Origin of the sequence: Streptomyces sp. NRRL S-337, assembly GCF_000720175.1 — a bacterium.
Classification (GTDB): Bacteria; Actinomycetota; Actinomycetes; order Streptomycetales; family Streptomycetaceae; genus Streptomyces; species Streptomyces siderophoricus.
In genome coordinates this window covers 110,647-132,325 of sequence record NZ_JOIX01000012.1, presented here as the reverse complement: position 1 = coordinate 132,325, position 21,679 = coordinate 110,647, and the positions used below count along the sequence as shown (strand labels likewise).

Below are 21,679 nucleotides of genomic sequence, written 5' to 3'. Positions count from 1 at the left end.
GTCGTCGTCGTTCGGTCAACGAGTCGAACATGCGGTACGGCAAGGGGGGTTGCCTGTCATGGGCGTGAGCGTGTCTTTCATCGCGGCGACGGCGGAGGAAGGACTTGTCCGGTCGATCATGTGACTGCGTCGTGTACCGGTCGTTGATGTGGCCATGGGGCGGGGTGATCTGAGCGATGCCGAATGGGAACGGCTACGGCCGTTCCTGCCGGTCAGCAACAGGCGTTGTGGCAGGTGGCGGGACCACCGCAGGTGATTGACGGGATTTTGCACCGGGCCCGGACCGGCGTGCAGTGGCGTGACCTGCCCGAGCGGTTCGGGCCGTGGAAGACCGTTTATGAACGGCACCGGCTGTGGTCGGGTGACGGGACGTGGGAGCGTTTGCTCCAGCAGGTCCAGGCTGCCGCCGACGCGGCAGGAGAGATCGACTGGGATATCTCGGTCGACTCCACCATCGTGCGGGCTCATCAGCACGCTGCCGGTGCCCGCACCGACGCACCGCCGCCCCGCGGTTCAAAGGGGGCCGAGCCGGCAGAACACCAGGGCGAGAGCGCGTGGCAGAGCCTGCAGGCCCGCCTGGTGGAGGTGGTGCAGGAGGTGAGGGCCTGGGCCGCTCGCGCGGCGGTTTCACCACCAAGCTCCACTTGAGTGCCGATGGCCGCTGCCGCCCGCTGTCCCTGGTCGTCACACCAGGCCAGCGGGGGCGGACTGCACCCAGTTCAAGGCGGTCCTGGAGAAGATCCGCGTCCCGCGGATCGGGCCGGGAAGGCCGCGCAAGACGCCGGACAGCATCGCGGCCGACATACGCCTACAGCAACGGACCCTGCCGCCAGTACCTGCGAAGTCGCGGTGTCGGCACACCATTTACGAGAAAACAGACAGTCGGGCCGCCCGCCTGCGTAAAGGCTCACGCGGCGGACGACCACCGGGCCTCGACGAGGAGCGCTACAAGAGGCGCAACGCCGTCGAACGGGCCATCAATCGCCTCAAGCAGCACCGGGCAGTCGCCACCCGCTACGGCAAACGCCGTTACGTCTACCTCGGCACCGCAACCGCCGCACCACGACCAGTCCACCGCAGGAGCGGGCCCAGTCGATGACCGCCGCCCGGCGTTCTGGATGCAGGGGGCCGCCGGTGGGGAACTGGTGTGCGGGCGTGAGCGGTACGGCCGCAGCGCTGGTGCCCGGCAACTCGTCGATCCGGGCCCCGTACGAGTCGACCGTCAGCGGGACGGTGCGCATACCCGCGTCTTCGAGCAGGCCCCGATGGAAGTCCAGTCCGTAGGTCTCCACCGCAACAGGGCCGTTCAGCACACTGCCCAGCAACTTCAGTCCGTGGGCGAAGCCGGAGCAGATCACGATCCGGTCGGGCTCGGTGCGCACGCCCCGGGCGCGTGCCAGATACTCGGCGAGCGCCTCGCGAAGTTCCGCCCTGCCGCGCGGATCGCCGACGCCGAAGGCGTCGTTGGGGGCCGCAGCGATGGCCCTGCGCGCGGAGGTGAGCCATGCGGCACGCGGGAAGGAGGACGCGTCGGGAGAGCTCGGCATCAGGTCGTGCAGGGTGCGGCGGCGGGTCCGGCGCTGCGGGCGGCGCGCCTGGCCCGGATGGAGCGGTGCGGCCCGCCGGGCGACCTGGGTGCCGGAGCCCTGGCGGGCGGAGAGCCAGCCCTTCTCGACGAGTTCGGCGTAGGCGTCGGCGACGGTGTTGCGGGCGATGCCCAGGTCGTGGGCAAGACTGCGGTAGGGGGGCAACCGGGTGCCGGGGGCAACCGGGTGCCGGGGGGCGAGCCGGCCGGAGCGGATGGCCTCCCGCAGGGCCTGCATGAGCTGGCGGCGCAGGCTTCCCTCTCCGGAGAGTTCCAGGTGGAGGTCGGTTCCCGTGACCTGGCCCGGTCCCGTCCCACCGGCTTTGCACTCCGGAGAATTGACCCATGTTTCTGCCATGAAAATGCACCATACCTTGGGTCGTTTCCGCTCTTAGGGTCGAGGCATGACAACTCTTCAGATACCTGAGCGCATGAACTTCTCCGCCGTCGCCCCCCAGGTCTTCAAGGCCGTCCTGGCCCTCGACGCCGCCGCCCGTGCAGGGCTCGACCCCGTCCTGCTGGAGCTCGTGCAGATCCGGGCTTCCCAGGTCAACCGCTGTGCATACTGCATCGACTACCACACCTCCGACGCCCGCAAGGCCGGTGAGACGGAGGAGCGGATCTACCAGCTCTCCGCCTGGGAGGAGTCGAGCCTGTACACCGAGAAGGAGCGGGCCGCACTGGCGCTGACCGAGGCCGCCACCCTCCTGCCCCAGGGCGTGTCGGACGAGGTCTACAACGAGGCCGCGAAGCACTTCGACGAGAAGGAACTCGCCCAGCTCATCGCGCTCATCGTCACCGTCAACGCGTGGAACCGGATGAACGTCACCACGCGGAAGACGCCCGGTACCGAGTAACCGACAGTCCCCTCACTGGCGGTGGCCCCATCGAGGCCACCGCCCGTGGCATGCCATGGCCTGCCCGAATTCCTGAGCGAAGGGCTCACGAAACCGTGACAACCGTCGACACACCAATGTCCACCACCATCGGTCGCTCGCCGGTCAAGGGCTGGCTCGCCGTCCTGGCAGTGACCCTGGGCATTTTCTCCCTGATGACCTCCGAACTGCTGCCCGTGGGCCTGCTCACCCCGGTCGGCTCCGCCATGGACGTCTCCGAGGGCACCGCAGGACTGATGGTGACCGTTCCCGGCCTGGTCGCCGCCGTCTCGGCACCCCTGGTCACCGTGGCCACCGGTCGCATCGACCGCCGTATCGTGCTGACGCTCCTGATGGGCCTGGTGGGCGCGGCCAACCTGGCCTCCGCTTTCGCGACCGGCTTCGCAATCGTCCTGGCCGCCCGGTTCCTGATCGGCATCGGCGTCGGCGGCTTCTGGTCCATTGCCGGCGGCATAGCGCTGCGACTGGTGCCGGAGAAGCACGTCCCCCGGGCCACCGCGGTCATCTTCGGTGGCGTCGAGACCGCGTCCGTCCTCGGCGTCCCCACAGGGACGATCATCGGTGACCACAGCGGCTGGCGCACCGCGTTCGCCGCCGTGGGCATCCTCGGACTGACCGCTCTGGCCTGCATGCTCTTCCTGATACCGAAACTGCCGGCCGAGCAGACCATCACGTTCGCGGACCTACCGAAGGTCTTCAAGGGCAATGCGGGCGTACGGGCCGGGATCGCCATCACCTTCCTCGTGATCACCGGCCACTTCCTGGCCTACACGTTCGTCCGGCCGATCCTCCAAGATGACGGAACCGACGAGAACATGATCGGCGCACTGCTGCTCACCTTCGGCGCCGCCGGCATCTGCGGCAACTTCATCGCCGGAGCGCTCATCGCCAAGCGGCTGCGGCAGACCGTCGCCGGTATTTCCGTGGTCCTCACCGGGGCCATGGTGCTTCTCGCGCTGGTCGACACGGACGCCGTCACCGCGGGCGCCATCCTGATCCTCTGGGGCCTGGGCTACGGCGCGGTGCCGGTCAGCTTCCAGACCTGGATCCTGGACGCGGCACCGGACACCACCGAGGCCGCCTCCTCGCTGTACGTCTCCACGTTCAACCTGTCCATCGCGCTCGGCGCGCTCTTCGGCGGCCTCGCTGTCGACGGCATCGCCACCACGAGCGTGCTGTGGATCGGCGCCGTCCTCGCCACCCTGGCACTGCTCGTGGTGGGCAGGGCCCGCCGCACCACGCCCCTCTCCGCCGAGTGAGGCGAGCTGCCGGCCGTGCCCGGCACGGGCGGTCTCTGCGGGCCTGCTGGATCGGGGCTCGCAGACCGGCGACGACGGCGTCAATGTCTTCGACGGGGTGAGCGACGGCCCACAGGCCGTGGCCGCGCCGGGTCCACTGCTGCTGGATGTCGAGCAGGTGAGCTGCGGCCTGCTCGTGGCTGTGCGTGGCTATGCGTGGCTGGCGTGACGATGAGCCGGTTGACCTCGTTGCCGGTGTGAAGGCGCAGCCGGCTGCTCGCCGGTCAGTAGGTGCCGGCTCAGTGAGTGGGGGCAGCCTGAGGCGCTCCGTTGGTGATGGCTGTCGTTCAGTCCCTGGCGCCCATGGTCAGGAGCACCCGGCCGAAGGGCCTGTCCTCGATCAGGTGGCGCTGCGCCTCGGCCGCCTGAGCCAGGGGGAACTCCCTTGCGACAATGGGCTCGAACCGCTTCTCGACCAGCCAGTCGACGAGGGTCTGCCGTGCGGCACGGGTGACGTCTGCCGGGAACATGTCGAATTTGTAGCCGTGGACGCGGGCGGTCTTCCAAATGAGGTCGGTCACGTCGACCGTGCCGCGGGTACCTCCGGAGTAGCCGACGGCGATGTAGTTGCCGCCGTGGGCCAGTGCGGCAAGTGCGTCGCCGAGCAGTGGGCCTGCGACGCCGTCGAGGACGACATCGACGCCCCTGCCTTCGGTGAGTCGCGCCACGCCCTCACGCAGGGACTCCTGCGACAGGTCGATGATGTTGTCGAAACCGGCCGCCCGGGCCTGCTCGGCTTTGTCGGTGCGGCCGGCCGTGGAGATCACCATCGAGGCACCCAGCTGCGCGGCGACGTGGGCAGCTCCCATCCCGACCGCGCCACCGATGCCCGGCGCAAGGATGCTCTGGCCCGGCCGGAAGCCGGCCAGTTCGGTGAGTGCAAGATAGGCGGTGGAGTATCCGGCTCCCGCGAGTATCGCGGCCACCTGCCGATCACCGACTTCGCCGGGCAGCGGGGTGAGCGCCTCAGGGTACTCCGCAACGTACTCCCGCCAAGTGCCGTCCGTGCTCAGGCCGCGTCCCTGTCCGTTGATCGCTACTCGGGCGCCTTCGGTCAAGCCGCTTGCCCCCGCGTCGACCACCACGCCGACGGCGGCTCCACCCGGAACGATCGGAAGCGGCTTGCACAGGGCTGGTGACATGCGCCCGGCGCGCACGGTGTCGTCCAGCGGGCTCACCGTGCCGACGGTCACTCGGACCAGTGCCTGACCGGGCAACGGTTCGGGAACCTCCATCTCGACCAGGCGCAGCTTGTCGTACCCTCCGTGCTCTCGGTACTGGATCCCATGCACCGGGCTCTCCTCTTCCCTAGAGAGAACAATTCTTGTTACATCAATGTGCGTGAAAAAACGGCGGGTGTCCGCCGGGTAGGGCTATGCCGGCCGTGCAGCCAGCGTCTCTCGCAGCATGTCCCCGATCGTCGTCCGCCCCAGGGCTTTCCGCGCCGCTTCCTCGACCTCGCCATAGGCACGCTGCAGGGCAGGGCGGATGCCCGCGCCCACCGGGCACCGCGGGTTCGGCTCGCTTCGGTGCAGGCCGAACAGCGCCTCGTCCTCGACCGCCTGGTAGACCTCCAGCAAGGTGATCCGGTCCGGCTCGCGGGCCAGCCGCCAGCCGGCGCCGGCGCCGTGGCGGACCTCGACCAAGCCGGCTCGGCGCAACGCGCCGAGACTGCGCCGGATGACGACCGGGTTGGTGTTCACGCTGTCGGCGGCCTGTTCCGAAGTCACCAGGTCCCGGCCTCGCCCCTGCACCAGTGCCATCCAGACCAATACGTGAACGGCAACGGTGAGCCTGCTGTTCGCAGCCATCAAGCCTCCTTGAAAGAACAATTTCAGTTACACCTCGCGCCCGTCAAGCAACCGCTTCCGGATTGACGTCAGGGCGCGTCCATTGACTTCGTCACGTCGTGGTGGAGTTGGACGAAGACCGGCTCACCGGGGTAGCAGTCGGCCTCGGACGCAGGTGAAGCGGTAGTCGCGCCCATGGCAACGCTCGTAGGCGATGCGCGGCAGCTCCAGGGCCTCGTCCGTCAGCCGCTCGACTCCGGCGCGGTCGCTTTTGCAGACCGATCCGGCAGCGGTGGGTCGTTGCGAGCGGGACGCCCGGCCCGGCGCACAGCCGGCCCAGGTGGATCAGGCCCCCGACCCGCGGTCGGGCCTACCGCGAGCCGGCCGCACTGGCCGACCACAGCCCGGCTGTCAGGGGCGGGCCAAGGCAGGCGCCCTCGCCCCCACCCATGGGCCACCCTCCCACGCTGTCCGACCACCCACTCGTACAGCGGACCAGTCATCGTTCGGGCGTCGCAGCACTGCGTCAGCAGGCAGGAGACAGGAATACGACGATATCTGTCTCCCTGCCCGGAAGTGGCTCGGGTTCCCGCCAGCCGTTCCGGCGGTAGAACGCGAGGGTTTCGTGCGCCTGGTTCCAGGTGAGCAGCCATGCCCGACCGCCGGGTACGGTGCCGACGAGGGCGGACAGCAGTAGCCGCCCCAGACCGGTGCCACGGGCATGTGGCCGGACTCCCAGTTCGTCGATCTCGAAACGCCCCACCAGAAGCTCCGCCACCCGGTCGGGGCCGAGCCGTTCGGTCACCTTGCTGTAAGCGCGGTCGGCGCGGAAAGGAGCCGGGGTGGTCCAGCCCGTGACGAAGCCGTCGACATCGCCGTTGTCCGCCAAGGACACAACGGCCCGGAACCCGGGGCGGCGCGCGTCCGTCTCGATCCGCTTCCGGAATGCCGTCCTGGTCGCCTCGGAGTCGCGGTCTCCCCAGGGCGGGGCAGTGAAGACAGTGACATACGCCTCGGTGAGCTCGTCGGCGATGGTGAGGACGTCAGTACCGAAGTGCCGTATGGTGATCCAAACTGCCGGGAGTGCCAGTTGGCGCAGGACATGACTCCGGTCACCCGCCGCCACGAGGCGTGTCCGGACGGCGGAGACGGCCGGATGAAGACAGCGTGGTCAGCGGTGCAGCACTGTGATCCCGAGCATCCGTGCGCCTTTCTCGGTGCGGGGCCGGTGGCGGCTGCCCGGCGCGAACACCACGTATGTCCCGGGCCCGTGGCGTTCCTCTCCCTCGATCACCTCGCCGCTCAGCACGTAGTAGCGCTCCTCGCTGTCGTGCAGGTCGACCTCCGGCCACTCGGTTCCCGGGGCGAAGTCGATCAGCCAGCCCCTGGCGTACTCGGACCCCGGGAGCCTTCGGCGCACGATTCCGGGCACGACTTCGGCCGGTGCGACGTCCTCGACCTGGACGGTGATCTTCAGGGCTTCGGCCTGGGTGGATTCGCTCATGACACCACTGTGGGCCAGGCGAGGCCCCCAGCCCGAGAGTCCGGAAAGACATCCACGGGTACATTCCTGCCATGAACCGTCATCGGGTGGTGGCCCTGCTCAACTCGCCCCAGTCGCCCTTCGAACTCGCCTGCGCCGCCGAGGTCTTCGGCACCGTCCGGCCCGACCTGCCGGTGCACTACGACTTCCGGGTGTGCAGCGAGCGTCCCGGGTCCGTGACGACCACCGTCGGCTACTCGATGCTCGTCGACGCCGGAATGGAGGCCCTGGAGGAGGCGGACACCGTGGTCGTCCCGGGCTGGCAGCCGCCCGGCGCCCCGGTGCCGCCCGCGATCCTGGAAGCGCTGCTGGGGGCACACCGCAGCGGGGCCAGGATCGTCGCCATCTGCACGGGTGCGTTCGTCCTCGCCCAGGCCGGCCTGCTCGACGGCCGCCGCGCCACCACCCACTGGCGCCGCACGGACCAACTCGCCGCGGAATTCCCCAAGGTGCAGGTGGTTCCGGACGTGCTGTACGTGGACCACGGCGACGTGGCGACCAGCGCCGGGACCGGCGCCGGCATCGATCTGTGCCTGCACCTCGTGCGCTCCGACCACGGGGCGGCGTACGCCGCGCAAGTCGCCCGGAGCATGGTGCTGCCGCCACACCGGGAGGGCAGCCAACTCCAGTACGCCGCACAGCCCATCCCCGCCAGAGCGGACGAGTCACTGGCACCCCTGCTGGAGTGGGCCACCTCTCGGCTCGGCACCCGGCTGACCCTCGACCGGCTCGCCGAACACGCCGGACTGTCGAGCCGAACCCTCGCCCGACGCTTCGCCCGACAGCTCGGCACCAGCCCCGGTCAGTGGCTCCTCCGCCAACGCCTCTATGCAGCACAGGTCCTGCTGGAACAGACCGACCTGCCGGTAGAGGCCATTGCCACCAGGGTAGGGCTCATGTCCGCCGTCAACCTGCGCCGCCACTTCCGGGCCTCCGTCGGTACCACCCCCGGCGCCTACCGACGGACCTTCGGCGAGGCCCGGTAGAAGACGTGGAAGCCCCTCCTCGTCGCCCTCGCCGGCGCCCTGTGACTCATTGGCGCCCTCGAAGCCGCTCACGGCGAGCCTCCAGGCACTGCAAAAAGTGCACAAATTTCTGATCAACAAATGATCTTGGTCTCCGGTGACACATGGACGACCAGCACCACGACGAGCGCACCCGCATCCCCGAGGCCATGAACCGGCTCCTGACCGGCCAGCCCACCACCTCTAACGGCAGCCTCACCGTCGTCGCCCTGGCCGCCGAAGCCAGCGTCCACCGCATGGCTCTCATGGAGCGGCACGCGGACCTGAAGAACGAGTTCTACGAACGCGTCCGCACACCGAAACCCGCCAGGTCCTGGAGCCGGAGAAGCGGCTGCGGGAGACCGTCGCAAAGCTGAAGAAGACGATCGCGAACCAGAACGCCGAGCTGAAAGAGCTCCGCGAGCTGGTGACCCGCCTGACGCTGGCCAGTGCGGTTCTCACCCAGAAGCAGGACACGCCAGCCGAACCGGTTCCGGCCGCTGACAACGTCATCCCGTTCCGGCCACCCACTGCCTGAGCCGCGGCATGCGGAGCCCCTGCCTTCCGGACCCGGCGCCGGACGGCAGGGGCGGCTCTCGCCCGACGGTGACGTCCTCGAAGGTCAACGTCGCCTGTTCCAGAGCCGCGTTGCCAGCCATGACCAGCCCTCTTAGAACTCCTATCGCAATGACTTCAGGCGTCGCCAGCAGATGAGTGCGCATCCGAGGGTGAGGAAGGCTTCGTGGATGTCGTCGCGTATCTCCCAGCGGATCCGCAGGCGGCGGAACCAGTGCAGGTGGGCGAACGCGCGCTCTACGACCCAGCGTTGGGTGCCCAGGCCGGAGCCGTGCTCGGTGCCGCGGTGGGCGATCAGCGGCTTCACGCCGAGATCCCGGACCAGGCGGCGGTACTTGTCGTGGTCGTAGCCGCGGTCGCCCAGCACCGCGGTCGGGCGGCGCCGGGGCCGGCCGCGCTTGCCGCGCACGGGCGGGACCGCCTCCAGCAGTGGGATCAGTTGGGTGACGTCGTTGCGGTTGCCGCCGGTCAAGGTGGCGGCGAGCGGGATGCCGGTGGCATCGATGATCAGGTGGTGCTTACTGCCTGTTCTACCCCGGTCGACAGGACTTCGTCCCGTCTTGGAGCCCCCTTTAACGCCCGGATGTGGGAGCCGTCGACCGCCGCCCGGGACAAGTCCAGGGCGTTCGCGCCGCGCAGCTTCGCCAGCAGAGTCTGGTGCAGCCGGGGCCACACACCGGCCTCGGTCCACTCGGCCAGGCGACGCCAGCAGGTCATCCCCGAACCGAAGCCGAGCTCCTGCGGCAGGTGTTCCCAGGCGATCCCGGTGTGCAGCACGAACAGGATGCCCTGAAACACCAGCCGGTCCGGATGCCGCTTGCGCCGGGATGCCGCATCCGACGCTCAACTCTCGGCAACAGCGGCTCGATCACCGCCCACAACTCGTCATCAACATCCCACGGCTTCGGCCGAGCCACCCCGCACCCCCGGATCATCAATCCCAGGGTGATCCAACCACCTCGAAGATCATTCGTCAGGAGTTCACGCATACGTCACGCGTCATCCTCATCCTCCTCCAAGGCGTCGCGGATGTCGTCCGCATGGGGGGTGTTGGGGGGCCAGGTGGCCAGCAGGCGTTCGAGGAGGAGGCGATGCGTGTCGATGTGGGCGGTGAGGACAAGGGCGCCAGCCAGCTGGAGTTCGATTTCGGGGAGGCCGGTCAGCCGTAGCGCGAGCTCGGCGGCCTGGTCGGACTCCGCCGAGGCCAGCGCCCTTGCACACGCCTCGCGGACTCGCAGGGGGCGGTACTCGTCCAGGGCCATCGCGCCCAGCTGGGCGACAAGTTCCGGATCCTCAGGGACATCGCAGGCGTAAAGACACTGCCCGGCGGCGGACACGGCGCCATCGTCGACGACGTCGCCGTCCACGGCGCGCAGCGCGGCGATGATCAATGGGGCGTCCACAGCCTCGGCGTGGTTCTGGACTGCCCACAGCGCGCTCGCCCGGTCCTGCCCTTGTGCTTCCGGCAGCGGCGTACCGCGCAGCACCCACCGGGCACGGTCCAGCACCTCCACAGCATGCTCGTCCAGCGGATTACCAAAACCCCACCGAGCTTGCCGGTCCTCGTAGTGGAAGTACTCCAGCGCCGTGCACACCGCGTCCCGCTGCCCGGAGCGCAGCAGGTTGAGGAAGGCGGCGCGCGGGTCAGGGTTCTGGTCCGCCGACTTCAGCAGTTCGTCCCGGTCGGCCGCCATCGCCGCGTCGTCGAAGCGGTGCCGTTCCCAGTACGCGAGCGTCATGACAGGAGCCTACTGTGACGCCTGAAGTCATTCTGTTAGGAGTTCTTTAGCCCGCTGACCAGCACGAACGCGCTCGGGTAGTCCTGGGCGGCGGGCTCCGGACCACCGAGATGGCCACCTTCATCTCCTCACCTGCCCTTACTGATGATTTCAAAATGAGATCCCGAGTCTCCTCAAGCAGATGATGCCGCAGGCGAGTTGGAGCAGGCCGAGATGGAGATCGGCGCGTATCTCGTAGCGGATCCGCAGGCGTTTTGATGGGCGGAGCCAGGCACCGACTGGAGCGGCCCCGTCGAGGACTTTGACTTGGCTGTCGAGGAACAACTTGCCCGCTATGGCACACCTGTCCTGGGCCGGTCCCCCTTCAACTCGTCGATCTCACGCGGCACAAGGGACAGCCCGCACCCGCCCACAGTCCTTGACCCGCAGACAGATCAGCTCACGCACGCCGAGATGACGACCGCCGCAGCTGCGCTTGACCAGCGCCTATGGCCTGACACGAACCCGGACGCCACATGTGCCGAGAGCGGCGCTCCAGGCCAGGCTCTCCACGATACGACGACCCCGCCGCGGTGACGTGAACGCAATTTGAGGGGTACGCCGACCAACAACACAGAAGTCAACTCACAGATCAGAAAGGCCGGCGAGGCGACCAGCGGCCGAACGTACCGAGGCAGCGTGCCGGGGGGGACTGGTGCTGCGGGCGGTGACGGTGGCAACGGCCTCCTCATCCCTCTGTCGTAGGAGGAACTCCCGGGCTGAGCACAACCGTTGACCTTGGCAGATCATGGACGACCACCAGGCCACCCAGCACTTCCCCGGCCCCACCACCCGAGACGTCCACTAAGCCGCAGGAAGAACATGAACCCGAAAAGAACGCAGCTCCGACGATTTGGACTGATAGCCGCCAGCATGACCACCCTCAGCACCGTCGCCGCGTGCAGCACAGGAGCTGGCAACCTCTTCCAGGACAACCAGCCCAGTGCCATAAAAAGCACGGCCTCAGCGGTGCTCACACTCGGCCAGTCCAGCCAGGAGCAGGAGATCACCAAGTACAACAAGACCGGAAGATTCACCATCACCCCCACCAAAGTCGTCGAAGGCAAGCCGAAGGACCTGAAGGAACTCAACGACAGCAAATTCGACGGCCAGAAGATCGCGTGGGTCTACGTCCGAGCCAAGCACGTTGGAGGCTCTGCCGTGAAGGAGCCCGAGCCAATGGTCAACATCGGGGCTGAAACCACCGATGGCAGCCCTGCCACCAGATTCCTCCTCATCGCCGATCTCACCGCCATGCCGAAGGACTGCAAGCGCTTCGATGCCGTCAAGGACATCGAAGACGAGGACCTCTGGCAGCGGGGCGAGGAGCGCACCATGTGTGAGCCCTACCTGATTCCTGCCAACGCCAAGATCAAGTACGTCACGTACTCCCAGGGCTTCTACGACCAACCCCTTAGGTGGTCTGTGAAGTAGCCCGGTACGCTGCAGCATCTTGCCGGTGCGGAGGCCCCTCGCCCACTGCCGGGCTCACTGCGTGGCGCCCGGGAGTGCCCGTCCTGTACCGGAACCTCGGTCGGCAACGACAGGCGGCGCGCTTGGCCGGCTCGGACGGCGAACCCCGTGAGGGAAGGCGGATGACGGTACGGCAGACCGCAACCGGAGGCCGACAGGGGACTTGCGTGGGCGCAACGTTGAAGAACTATTCCACATCTATCGTCAGCTCACTGGCCTGAGCAGTCTCCGCCGGACGTCGAGACCTACGGCGAGGAGAGCTACCGGAGCTCGTCTCCCCTGACAAGCTCCGGTAAGAGGTGTGGCAGAGTGAGCGATGGTGGGGCGGCTGGCTGGGCCCGCCGCGGGCGCAGTGACGGAGCAGCCGCCCCGACCTCACAGAGCCTCCCCGATGCTGGCCGTCATGGTGGGCCGACAGCCCAGGGGGCGACCATTTGACTGGCGACTCTCCGGCCTTGGAGCAATTGTCAAATCCTGTGGATCTGGTCCGCGCGGCCGGACGTCAGTTGGTTCAGAACCGAGTCCGGTCTCACAGGGTGGTGTTCGCCTGCCGTATGGCGGATGAGCTGCTAACTTCCGCGTCATGGCGAACCAGAGCGACGGCACAGATCTACGAAGCCGGGTGGCCGATGCCGACAGCGGTGTCCTGTTGTTCGGCATCACGCCGCCCCGCCTGAGCAACACTCCCGAGCGGATCCGGGAGATCACCGCAGCCACCCTGGCACGGTTGGAGTCCCTCGATGTCGACGGTCTGGCGCTGTACGACATCGACGATGAGAGCGACCGTAATCCGGCGCAGCGGCCGTTTCCGTATCTGCCGACCATCGACCCTGCCGTGTACCACGCGGACTATCTCGGCAAGTGGAACCGTCCGGTGGTCGTCTACCGGTGCGTCGGCAAGTACTCCCAGACGGAGCTGCGGACCTGGCTGCGGACGGCCGACGCCGACCGGCTGCTCGGCGTCTTCGTCGGCGCGTCCTCGAAGGGGAAGGCGGTGCGGACCGGCCTGTCCGAGGCGCAGGACCTGCGCCGCGATGTCCGCCCAGACCTGCTGCTCGGTGGCGTGGCCATCACCGAACGCCCCGAGGAGCATCTGCGGCTCGTCGCCAAGCAGGTGGCCGGGTGCGCGTACTTCATCTCGCAGGTCATCTACAGCGCCGACGCGGCGAAAAGCATGGTCTCCGATTACTACTACGCCTGCCGCGAGCGGGACCTCGAACCGAGGCCCGTCCTGTTCACGCTCTCGGTGTGCGGCTCGGTGAAGACGCTGGCGTTCCTCCAATGGCTCGGCGTCGGCGTCCCGCGCTGGCTGGAGAACTCCCTGCGCCATGCGGACGACACCCTGGCCGAGTCATACCAGCACTGCTTGGCGAACGCCCGGGACCTGATCGCCTTCTGCCGCAAGCTCGGCATGCCGTTCGGCTTCCTCGTGGAGAGCGTATCCATCCGCAAGGTCGAGATCGACGCCTCGGTCGCCCTGGCCCACGAGCTCAGCCGGCTGCTCGGACGAGGTACACCCTCGGTGTGAAGCCGGGCACGAACGTGCGGCTCTCGAATCCCGCGATCGGGACGCGGCTCAGGCCGCGCTGGCGTCCTCCCGTTCGACGAGGACCCGCGCTTGAATCGGGCTCCGGCTCGCACAAGGGCGACCAGGTGCGGCGCATTGACCGCGCGCCAGCGTTCCTGGGCGGACTCGATCAGCTTGAACGTCATCGCCAGAGCGGCCGACCGCGACCCGGCGCCTTGGTGCGCAGCCGCACAGTGGAGAAGGTCGACTCGATCGGGTTCGTGGTGCGCAGGTGGATCCAGTGCTCGGCCGGGCAGTCGTAGAACGCCAGCAGCACGTCCTCGTCGTCGACGACCTTCGCCACGGACTTGGGGAACTTCGCGCCATACTGCTTCGCGAACGCCCTGACGGCGTTTCCGCCGGGCGCCCTCCCGGACGATCTCGTCGATCAGGAAGCCGTTCGGCGTCGTTCCGGCGGCATCAACTACGGTAAGCATGGGCGTGCCCTCCCAGCCGACGCGCCAACGCCGGCCTACTCAGTGACCTTCGAATCGATCACTCGGGAGGGTGCGCCCTCACCGAGCCGATCCACAGGTTCTGAGCATTGCTCTTCCGCTGGCGGGAAGAGAGTGTCTCGGCCCTGCTGGAAACAGAGGACGCCGGTACAGCTTGCTGGCTCCAGCAAGACGGACGGTGGACAGACCGCGAGCGCGACTTCCACGAAGTCGACCGGAGCCGTGCACCAGCGCCTCTACGACCAGCCGGAATACGGTCTTGTCGGGTACGCGTCGGCGGTGACAGCCCAGCGGATGCGCCGGATCGAACTCGGATCGCTTGGGCAGTAACGCCGAGAACTGCTCCCAAAGAGGCTCGAAGAGGGATGACGGTATGGCAGGCACGGGGCCCCTCCGGTACTTGCATTGCGGCAGGCGCGGCCAGCATCGGGCCTGCACCCTGACCATCGAATGAACGTGCCAGCTACGGCGCGGAGCGGGCCGGAACGCCGTCGGCATTGGCCTGCCTGCGTGGGAGCCGTGTTCTTGCTGCGGCTCCCACCTGCAGACGCCTGGTCAGGTCGGGAGGTGCGCGGCCAGTTGCTCCCACTGCCACGCGGGTGGGGTGTGGGGCGTGGGGGTGAGGAGGTGGAGGCTGACGTGGTCGGCTCCGGCATCGAGGTGTTCGTGGACGCGGCGGGCGATGGCCTCGGCGTGGCCGTGGGCGACGACCGCGTCGACGAGCCGCTCGCCGAGCGCGTCCGCGTCCTGGTGTCCCAGCTCGTGCAGCAGCGTGCGGCGGTTGGGCAGGGCCGCCGCTGCCGTGGCGCGGGCCAGCTCGGCCGTCCGGGAGCGGTCGGGACTGAGGACGCAGAGTTGGGTGACGGCCAGCAGTGCCTCGGGGCCGAGCACCGCCCTGGCCGTGCGGGTGTACTCGACGGGCATGCCCAACACGTTGGCGCCCCAGGTATGTTCGGCGGCGAGCGAGAGCATGTCTGGGTCCAGGGCTGCCAGTACGCGGTGCGGCGAGGCCGGTGTTGCGGGAGGCCCGAACGGGGCGGCGTCCAGCGCCTCAAGGTAGGAGCGCATCGTGGCCGGCGCGGGCCGGAAGCGGTGACCGCGCACGTCTTCGGCGAGGCTGGGATGGCTCTCCCACAGGCCGAGCAGGAACCGTTCGGGGAACGCCTCCTCCAGGGTGCGCTGGGCGGCGGCGGTCGTCACCGCGTCGCGTGCGTAGATGTCTGCCATGCCGGCGGCCACCGTGATCCGCCGGGTGGTCGACAGCAGGATCGCGGCCTGTGCCATGGCCTCTCGCCCGGTGGTCTCGGGGAACCACAGGGCGCCGTAGCCGAGGTCTTCGGCCGCCGCTGCGGCAGCGCGGAGATCGGCTGCCCGGTAGTTGTCATTGTCGCCCGCCCAGATCCCGACGCGTCCGAGGCCGGGCATACGGGTGCTCACGCGTGCTGCTCCGTAGTAGGCCGCGCGGCCAGGAACGCGGCAATCTGGGCTGCGCCGGTGTGCCGCAGCCAGGTACGGAAGTCCATCGCGGTGGGGTGGATTCGCCGGCTGGCGGGGATGTCCGCGCGGTAGCCACGTTCGTTGAGCCATTCCATGGCGAACGCGAAGTCCTCGCTGAGGGCCCGGATCGCTTCGATCGGGATCTGGACGTAGGGCAGCGGGTGCCCGAGCGCCTTCTCGATGGCCGCAGCGATCTGGACCGGCGTGAGCTCGTCCGCGGCCAGCGTGACGGCACGGCCGATCCAGTCCTCGGGCCGGGAGAACGCCAGCGCGGTGACGAAGCCGACGTCGTCCACGGCCATGATCTGCTGAGGAGTGTCGGGGGCGATGGCAGTGGCCAACGCCCCGCCCTGCAGGGCGTAACCACCGGTGAAGTTCTCCATGAACGACACCGGCCGCAGGATCGTCGCGGGCAGGCCGAGTTCGGCGATGCGTTGCTCGATCCGCCACTTGCTGACCAGGTTCTGCGGCAGCGCCTCGGTGCCGTGGCGGTCCGCCCCGGCAACGGAGGTGAAAACGAAGTGCGAGACCCCGGCGGTATGTGCGGCCTTGGCGACATTCATCCCCCAGCGGACCTCATCCTCGGCGCTGAAGCCCGGCGCGGTGCCGGGGGAGCCAACCGTGGGCTGGACGCTGAACACGCCGTAAGCGCCGTCGGCGGCAGCCTCCAGAGAGGCGAGGTCTTCCATCTCCGCGCGTACGACCTGCGCTCCGGCGCTCGCCAGTGCCACGGCCGAGGGCCCGTCCGGGTCGCGGGTGAGTGCGCGAACCTGCCAGCCGCTGCTGAGCAGATGCCGCGACACCGCCCTGCCCTGCAGGCCGGTAGCCCCCACCACGGCGACTGTCTTCCCTGCTGACTCCACGGTCTCTCCCCTTGTCTCACCCATGGCGACAGAGACCACCTCGTAACTGGGGTGGCCCCCCGTTTCTCGTTCGCTACGATATGGGGGACCACCCCGGTTATCAAGCTGCCAGGAGTTCCCGTGCCCAAGGACCCCGCTGCCCCGCAGCCGATGCGCGCCGATGCGCGCCGTAACTACGACCGGATCGTGGCCGCCGCCGGGATCGTCATCGCCGAACACGGCGCCGAGGCCTCCCTGGAGCAGATCGCCCGCCACGCAGGAGTCGGCTCCGCGACCCTGCACCGGCACTTCCCGACCCGGCAGGCACTCCTGGAGACCGTCTTCAAGGGACGGGTGGAGGCGCTCTGCGCCAAGGCACAAGACCTGCTCTCCGATCCCGATCCCGAAGCCGCGCTCGTCACCTGGCTCCGCGCCGTCGGCGCACACGCCGTAGCCAATCGGGGCCTGGGGGCATCACTGATGCACGGCGCCCGTGGCGGGGATCCGACGCTGGGGAGCGCCTGCCACACCATGATCGTCAACGCCGGCGACGCACTCCTCACACGCGCCCGCCAGGTGCACGCCGTACGCCCCGAGGTCACCACCACTCAACTGCTCAAACTCGTCAGCGCCATCGCCCTGGCCACCGAGCAGGAACCCGACGGCCCGGCCGAGGCCGACCAACTGCTAGCCCTCGCCATCGACGGGGTACGCACGCGCTGAGTATCGAACCCACGGGCAAGAGTCCGCAGAGGGCACGGTCACCGCAAGGACGACGCCTATCCTCGGTCGCTCTAAGTGGGTGTTCTGCGAGTGCTCGGCGAACTCGTCGCGATTGACGGTGGGTTGTCCGGTTCCGGGACTTCACGATCGGCCGGACGCGCGGTGTGCTGGTGGGCGTGGATGGGCGTGAGCCATACCCGAGCGACCTGTCGGATGAAGCCTGGGAGCTGATCCGGCCGGTGATCACCGCGTGGAAGGGCCGGCATCCCTCGGTCAGCGGGCATGAGGGCAACTACGGCATGCGGGAGATCGTGAACGCCCTCTTGTACCAGGCCAGGACCGGCTGCCAGTGGCGGTATCTCCCGCATGATCTGCCGCCGAAAAGCGCTGTGTACTACTACTTCGGCCTGTGGCGCGACGACGGGACCGCGGAGACCATCCACGAGCTGCTGCGCTGCTTGGCCCGAGAGATGCGCAGACGGCGGGAGGACCCCTCCGCCGTGGTCCTGGACTCGCAGACGGTGCGGGCCTCGGTGAACGCGCCGAAGGAGACGACCGGGTTGGATCCGGGCAAGAGGAGCCCGGGCCGGAAAAGAGGCATCGCCACCGACGTGATCGGCCTGGTCATCGCAGTGATCGTGGTGGCGGCGAGCGTGCAGGACAACGCGATCGGAACCACTCTGCTCGACAAGGTCGCAGCCAGCGCGCCCACCGTGACCAAGGCGTGGGTGGACGCCGGGTTCAAGGAGGTCGTCGTCGAGCACGGCGCCCGCCTCGGTATCGACGTGGAGAGCGTGCAACGCGAGCCGGGTACGAAAGGGTTCACCCCGCAGCCGAAGCGGTGGGTGGTCGAGCAGACTCTCGGCACCCTCATGCTGCACAGACGTCTCGTGCGTGACTACGAAACCAGACCGTCCAGCTCGGCGGCCTGGATCCACTGGTCCATGACCGACCTCATGCTCCGCCGCCTCACCCGCACCACCACTGCGACCTGACGCGACCCGTCCGCCCAGCACCCCGCACCCCCGACGTGCAGGAGCCCCGGTGAAGCATCTCCTCGACAAGATCGAGGCCCGACAGCAGCTGGTACGCGAGACGGCCGGACAGTTGCGTGAGCAGATCGGGCTCCTCACCGAACAACTCGCCGCCGCCGAACGCACTCTGGAACGCCTGGACATCACCTGCGAGACGATGCTGGAACTGGCCGCCGAGGACGGCATCGAGCCACCGGAGCCGCTGCCGCCCGGCTACCGCGAGGTCCTCACCGCCTTCGAGCGGGCCGGGCGCGGGCTCCGTGCGAAAGAGGTCTGCGAGATTCTGGGCATCGGCACCGAGCCGCGGCACACCGAAAGCGTCCGCGCCAAGCTGAAACGCCTGGTCGACCGCGACATCCTCACCGAGCCCGAACCCGGCCTGTTCACCCTCACCCAGCCGACACCGGCCACCCCAGACACCAACTCAAGCTGAAACCTGACGAAGCGCCTCACAACGCCCACTCACGTCCTCGTCAGTCATTTCCTGCGGTCTGCGTGGCCTCGGTCCCGCGCCGCGCCTCGGTCGGCTGAGCGAGGTGGTTGGCGCGCAGCGCGGTGAGCATCCCGAGGGTGGAGATAGCAGCGAAGCCCAGCAGGAGGTAGCGCGCGGAGGTAACCATCGAAGGGCCACCCAGGTTGACCAGGAGGCCGGCGACCGCCGCACCGAACGCTGTCGACATGGTGAGCACAGTCGCGATCGCCGCGGCGGCCTTTCCTCCCTCTTCCTTGTCCGGCGTGCTGGCCATCGCAGCAACGGACAGGTGGGGCATGGCCAGGCCGATCCCCGTGCCGGCGAGGAGAAGAAGTGGCAGCCATGCGATGACCAGAAGTAGCGGTGCATTGCGGTGCTGCAACAGCGCGAGCACGGCGAACCCAGCTGCAAGGACACCTGGACCGGTCACCCGGAGCCATCGGATCGTCCGCTGCTGGTGTGCTGAGGAGCTGACGACTTGGCTTGCCGACCAGCCGAGCGACAATGCCGCTCCGAAGAACCCGGCAGCCACCGGCGGCAGTCCGCCCAGGCGCTGACCGAACAACGGCAGGAACGTCTCTACAGCAACGCCAGCCGCGAGGAACACGATGGTCAGGTAGACCCACCGCAATGCGGAGCCAGTCTGGTAGGTGGGGCGCGGTAGGACTCGGACCTGGCTTCGCTTCTCCGTCACCGCAAAGGCGGTGACCAGAGCCAGTGCCAGCGCGATGAACACCCCCATCATGACGTCGTTCGAGAGGATTCCGGCGACGCTCACGGCCCCTGCGGCCCCGATGACCAGCATCAACGACCCCAGCGGTACCGGAACCGCCTCCGCCTCGGTCCTGCCGCTTTTTGGAAGTACGTGGGGGGCAAACGCCGCCATCACTCCCGCGGCAACAGCCAACACGACGAACGCCAGCCGCCAGGACCCGAACTGGGCGAAGAGGCCGCCCAGAGTCGGACCGACGAAGTTGCCCAGGCCGAACATGGCGGAGATCAACGCGCTGCCCCGCACCCACAGATGGCGCGGCAGTGCCGAATAGATCAGGGCGAACCCCAGGCCGGTCAACAAGCCCGCACCGAGTCCCTGCGCGCCACGGCCGACCAGCAGCACCGGCATGACCGGACTGGCCGCGCAGACAACCGATCCGACGGCGAAGACGCCAAAGCCGACCAGATAGGAGCCGACGTTGCCGCGCCGGGAAAGAGTTCGGCTCACGAGCATGGTCGCGACCACTTGGGCAGTCAGGAAGACGGTCATGTTCCATGCGTAGAGGCGTTCACCGCCAATGTCCGCGACCGCCGTCGGCAGCAGACTTGCGGCCAGGTAAATGTTGACGGCGCCGACGAGTACGCCCCCGCCCAGCACTACGACGGTGCCGAAATGGCTGCCGAGTTCCCGCCACGACCCGACACTCTGATTGTCGTCCACTTGCCAAACCCCGTCCCTGAGTTGCTTCCTTCCAGGCATCATGGCGGGCCCGGGAGACCCGGTAATCCGGCAAAACGGACGTGATCTGCCTCACATCTTCGAAGTGGGGCGGTTTCGCGTACCCCTCGACGGGACCGCCCCGGAACTCGCGGGAGGCGCGGCGAAGTGGACGAACTGACATCCGGCGATGAGTCAGCAGCCCGGCGACGCCCTGAGATTGCGGCGAAGCAGCGAGTCACCTTGAATCGCATCCTGTGCACCTTCAGCAAGCCAGCACCGTCACCCCGAAGGCCAACTCAATCTGAATTCAGGCGAAAGCGCGCAGAACACCCTCTAAGAGCTCGACGCCTCACCGACAACCATGCACGAGTTCGTAGATGTGCAAAGAGGCCCCTGCCGCTTCGGCACTACGCCGGTGGCCTCCCTGTGGTCTGTTCGTCAGCAGTCGGTCGACCGCGCCATCGGCTCAACAACACGCGCTCAAGGTCCCTGGCATGCTTACCTGCGACAATCCCTCAGGAAGGGCAGCCCCCACGCTCATGAACAGCAGTGCACTGACCGCCTTGGAACGTCTCTCCGGGCACCAGCAGCGGTTCGACGCGTCCTTCGCGAAGTACTTCGCCGAGCTATCTCACGAGGTCAGCAGTCCGCCTCTGAGCCGCTTCGCTCCCCGCTGCCTGGAACTGCTGGCGGAGGTTTCGCTGCGCGGCGGCAAACGGATGCGGGTAGCCCTGGTCCATGAGGCGGCTCGCCTCGTGACCGACGACGAGGTGCCCGGCATCGAAGAGGCCGCGTTGAGCACCGAGTTGCTCCAGACCCACGCGCTCGTCCTCGACGACATCATCGACGACTCGCCGGTGCGCCGCGGTGGGCCCTCGACTTACTACGCCTACCGCAGTGACTTCCCCGAACACCCGCAGACCGCTCTGGGACTGGCCATGATGGCCGGCGATCTCGCCGGGTTCCTGGCAATGCGCGTCCTGCTCCAGGCCAACATCCCTGCCGAGCGCAAACTCGCCATGCTGGACGTCCAGTACGCCATGACGACTGACACCGTCGTCGGCCAGATCCTCGACCTGGAACGCGACGTCACCCCCGCGCCCGATGAGGAATTGCTCGACGCCGTGAGCGAGTACAAGACCAGTCGACAGGCCATCTTCGCTCCCATGGCCCTGGGACTCCTGGCCGCTGGTGAAGACCTGACCAAGTACGAGGCGAATGTGCTCCGTTACTCCACGCTGGCCGGCATCAGCGGCCAGATGCGCGATGACTATCTCGATCTATTCGGAGATACGGAGACCACCGGCAAGCCCTCCGGCGGCGACGTGCGGGCCGGCCGCCACACCTACGTTCTCCGCGCCTTGCTGACCGCTACCAGCGGGAGCGATCACGACACGGTCCAGGCCGCACTCGGCGACCCGGGCTGCACGCCGCAAACCATCGACCGTATCCGTGACATCGCCTACCGTCACGGCGTTCACGCCCAACTGCAGGACGCCATCGAACGATACGCCGAAGCCGCCTCCGCCGAAGCCGCATCATGGCATTCCCACTGGCGCGAGGAGGCCGTCACCCTCTTCGAGTACCTGCCCCAGTGGAACACACAACGAAGCCACTGATTGGACCGTGCCGCGCACAGGCTGACCAAGCAGTCCCCTCCCACCGGACACCAGCCTCAACATCGGCCCGGCCATCGGCTTCAGCTGCCCTG

The 21,679-nt window shown here is 68.0% G+C and carries 17 protein-coding genes and 6 pseudogenes; 11 read left to right on the top strand and 12 right to left on the bottom strand.

Annotated elements, in window-relative coordinates:
- Window positions 1-154: 154 nt before the first annotated feature.
- Window positions 155-1,099, top strand: a pseudogene (locus tag IG62_RS46250) (IS5 family transposase).
- On the opposite strand, the pseudogene IG62_RS0111905 reads toward IG62_RS46250, so the two are convergent.
- Window positions 1,062-1,943: pseudogene (locus IG62_RS0111905) on the bottom strand (PLP-dependent aminotransferase family protein); the annotation flags it as partial. The pseudogenes IG62_RS46250 and IG62_RS0111905 sit on opposite strands and share 38 nt — an antisense overlap.
- Before the next feature lie 46 nt (window positions 1,944-1,989).
- On the opposite strand from IG62_RS0111905, the gene IG62_RS0111900 reads away from it, so the two are divergent.
- Entirely contained in the window at window positions 1,990-2,442 is a 453-nt protein-coding gene (locus IG62_RS0111900) for a carboxymuconolactone decarboxylase family protein (protein WP_030800786.1), read from the top strand.
- A gap of 116 nt (window positions 2,443-2,558) precedes the next feature.
- Window positions 2,559-3,740 carry an MFS transporter gene (locus IG62_RS0111895; protein ID WP_234326429.1) on the top strand — a complete coding sequence of 394 codons (1,182 nt, stop codon included), beginning with the start codon at window positions 2,559-2,561 and terminating at the stop codon, window positions 3,738-3,740.
- Window positions 3,741-4,066: 326 nt separating this feature from the next.
- On the opposite strand, the gene IG62_RS0111890 is transcribed toward IG62_RS0111895, so the two are convergent.
- From IG62_RS0111890 to IG62_RS0111875, 4 genes are all read right to left on the bottom strand, one after another.
- Window positions 4,067-5,014 (bottom strand): quinone oxidoreductase family protein, encoded by a 948-nt coding sequence (locus tag IG62_RS0111890; RefSeq protein ID WP_051797958.1) that lies wholly within the window; start codon window positions 5,012-5,014, stop codon window positions 4,067-4,069.
- Window positions 5,015-5,152: 138 nt separating this feature from the next.
- A complete protein-coding gene (locus IG62_RS0111885; protein ID WP_030800779.1) occupies window positions 5,153-5,590 on the bottom strand; it encodes an Rrf2 family transcriptional regulator in 438 nt (145 codons plus the stop codon).
- Window positions 5,591-6,095: 505 nt separating this feature from the next.
- Window positions 6,096-6,695: a GNAT family N-acetyltransferase gene (locus tag IG62_RS0111880; protein WP_199812458.1), complete on the bottom strand. Its 600-nt coding sequence runs from the start codon at window positions 6,693-6,695 to the stop codon at window positions 6,096-6,098.
- A gap of 45 nt (window positions 6,696-6,740) precedes the next feature.
- Window positions 6,741-7,073: a cupin domain-containing protein gene (locus IG62_RS0111875; protein ID WP_030800772.1), complete on the bottom strand. Its 333-nt coding sequence runs from the start codon at window positions 7,071-7,073 to the stop codon at window positions 6,741-6,743.
- A gap of 71 nt (window positions 7,074-7,144) precedes the next feature.
- On the opposite strand from IG62_RS0111875, the gene IG62_RS0111870 reads away from it, so the two are divergent.
- Window positions 7,145-8,098 (top strand): helix-turn-helix domain-containing protein, encoded by a 954-nt coding sequence (locus IG62_RS0111870; protein WP_030800769.1) that lies wholly within the window; start codon window positions 7,145-7,147, stop codon window positions 8,096-8,098.
- Between the two features lie 143 nt (window positions 8,099-8,241).
- A pseudogene (locus IG62_RS41755) lies at window positions 8,242-8,654 on the top strand (hypothetical protein).
- Window positions 8,655-8,795: 141 nt separating this feature from the next.
- Here IG62_RS41755 and IG62_RS44550 read toward each other — a convergent pair.
- Together IG62_RS44550 and IG62_RS0111850 are read right to left on the bottom strand one after the other, a co-directional pair.
- Window positions 8,796-9,627: pseudogene (locus IG62_RS44550) on the bottom strand (IS5 family transposase).
- 57 nt (window positions 9,628-9,684) lie between these two features.
- Complete coding sequence (locus IG62_RS0111850) at window positions 9,685-10,431, bottom strand: hypothetical protein (RefSeq protein ID WP_030800762.1); 747 nt, start codon at window positions 10,429-10,431, stop codon at window positions 9,685-9,687.
- A 912-nt stretch (window positions 10,432-11,343) separates the two neighbouring features.
- Here IG62_RS0111850 and IG62_RS0111845 point away from each other — a divergent pair.
- Window positions 11,344-11,904, top strand: a complete 561-nt coding sequence (locus IG62_RS0111845; RefSeq protein ID WP_030800759.1) for a hypothetical protein — start codon at window positions 11,344-11,346, stop codon at window positions 11,902-11,904.
- A 622-nt stretch (window positions 11,905-12,526) separates the two neighbouring features.
- Window positions 12,527-13,471, top strand: coding sequence for a methylenetetrahydrofolate reductase (locus IG62_RS0111840; protein ID WP_030800757.1), 945 nt, complete (start codon window positions 12,527-12,529; stop codon window positions 13,469-13,471).
- Between the two features lie 83 nt (window positions 13,472-13,554).
- Here IG62_RS0111840 and IG62_RS44545 read toward each other — a convergent pair.
- The 4 genes and pseudogenes from IG62_RS44545 to IG62_RS0111820 all read right to left on the bottom strand — a co-directional run.
- Window positions 13,555-13,862 (bottom strand): annotated as a pseudogene (locus tag IG62_RS44545) (transposase); the annotation flags it as partial.
- Between the two features lie 316 nt (window positions 13,863-14,178).
- Window positions 14,179-14,349 (bottom strand): annotated as a pseudogene (locus tag IG62_RS46240) (IS5/IS1182 family transposase); the annotation flags it as partial.
- Between the two features lie 171 nt (window positions 14,350-14,520).
- Window positions 14,521-15,402: a TIGR03620 family F420-dependent LLM class oxidoreductase gene (locus IG62_RS0111825; protein WP_234326427.1), complete on the bottom strand. Its 882-nt coding sequence runs from the start codon at window positions 15,400-15,402 to the stop codon at window positions 14,521-14,523.
- Window positions 15,399-16,325, bottom strand: a complete 927-nt coding sequence (locus IG62_RS0111820) for an NmrA/HSCARG family protein (RefSeq protein WP_037838167.1) — start codon at window positions 16,323-16,325, stop codon at window positions 15,399-15,401. Before IG62_RS0111820 ends, IG62_RS0111825 begins: the two co-directional genes overlap by 4 nt.
- 120 nt (window positions 16,326-16,445) lie before the next feature.
- Between IG62_RS0111820 and IG62_RS0111815 the strand changes: the two genes are divergently transcribed.
- The 3 genes from IG62_RS0111815 to IG62_RS0111805 all read left to right on the top strand — a co-directional run bounded on the left by IG62_RS0111815 (window position 16,446) and on the right by IG62_RS0111805 (window position 18,494).
- Window positions 16,446-17,027, top strand: a complete 582-nt coding sequence (locus tag IG62_RS0111815; protein WP_324604619.1) for a helix-turn-helix domain-containing protein — start codon at window positions 16,446-16,448, stop codon at window positions 17,025-17,027.
- A 176-nt stretch (window positions 17,028-17,203) separates the two neighbouring features.
- On the top strand, window positions 17,204-18,022 hold the full coding sequence (locus IG62_RS0111810) for an IS5 family transposase (RefSeq protein WP_030800748.1): 819 nt from the start codon (window positions 17,204-17,206) through the stop codon (window positions 18,020-18,022).
- Between the two features lie 49 nt (window positions 18,023-18,071).
- The gene (locus tag IG62_RS0111805) at window positions 18,072-18,494 is read left to right on the top strand and encodes a hypothetical protein (protein WP_030800745.1); all 423 of its coding nucleotides are present in this window, start codon (window positions 18,072-18,074) and stop codon (window positions 18,492-18,494) included.
- 40 nt (window positions 18,495-18,534) lie between these two features.
- On the opposite strand, the gene IG62_RS0111800 is transcribed toward IG62_RS0111805, so the two are convergent.
- Window positions 18,535-19,968: an MFS transporter gene (locus IG62_RS0111800; protein WP_051797949.1), complete on the bottom strand. Its 1,434-nt coding sequence runs from the start codon at window positions 19,966-19,968 to the stop codon at window positions 18,535-18,537.
- Between the two features lie 539 nt (window positions 19,969-20,507).
- On the opposite strand from IG62_RS0111800, the gene IG62_RS0111795 reads away from it, so the two are divergent.
- The gene (locus IG62_RS0111795) at window positions 20,508-21,587 is read left to right on the top strand and encodes a polyprenyl synthetase family protein (RefSeq protein WP_030800741.1); all 1,080 of its coding nucleotides are present in this window, start codon (window positions 20,508-20,510) and stop codon (window positions 21,585-21,587) included.
- Window positions 21,588-21,679 lie beyond the last annotated feature (92 nt).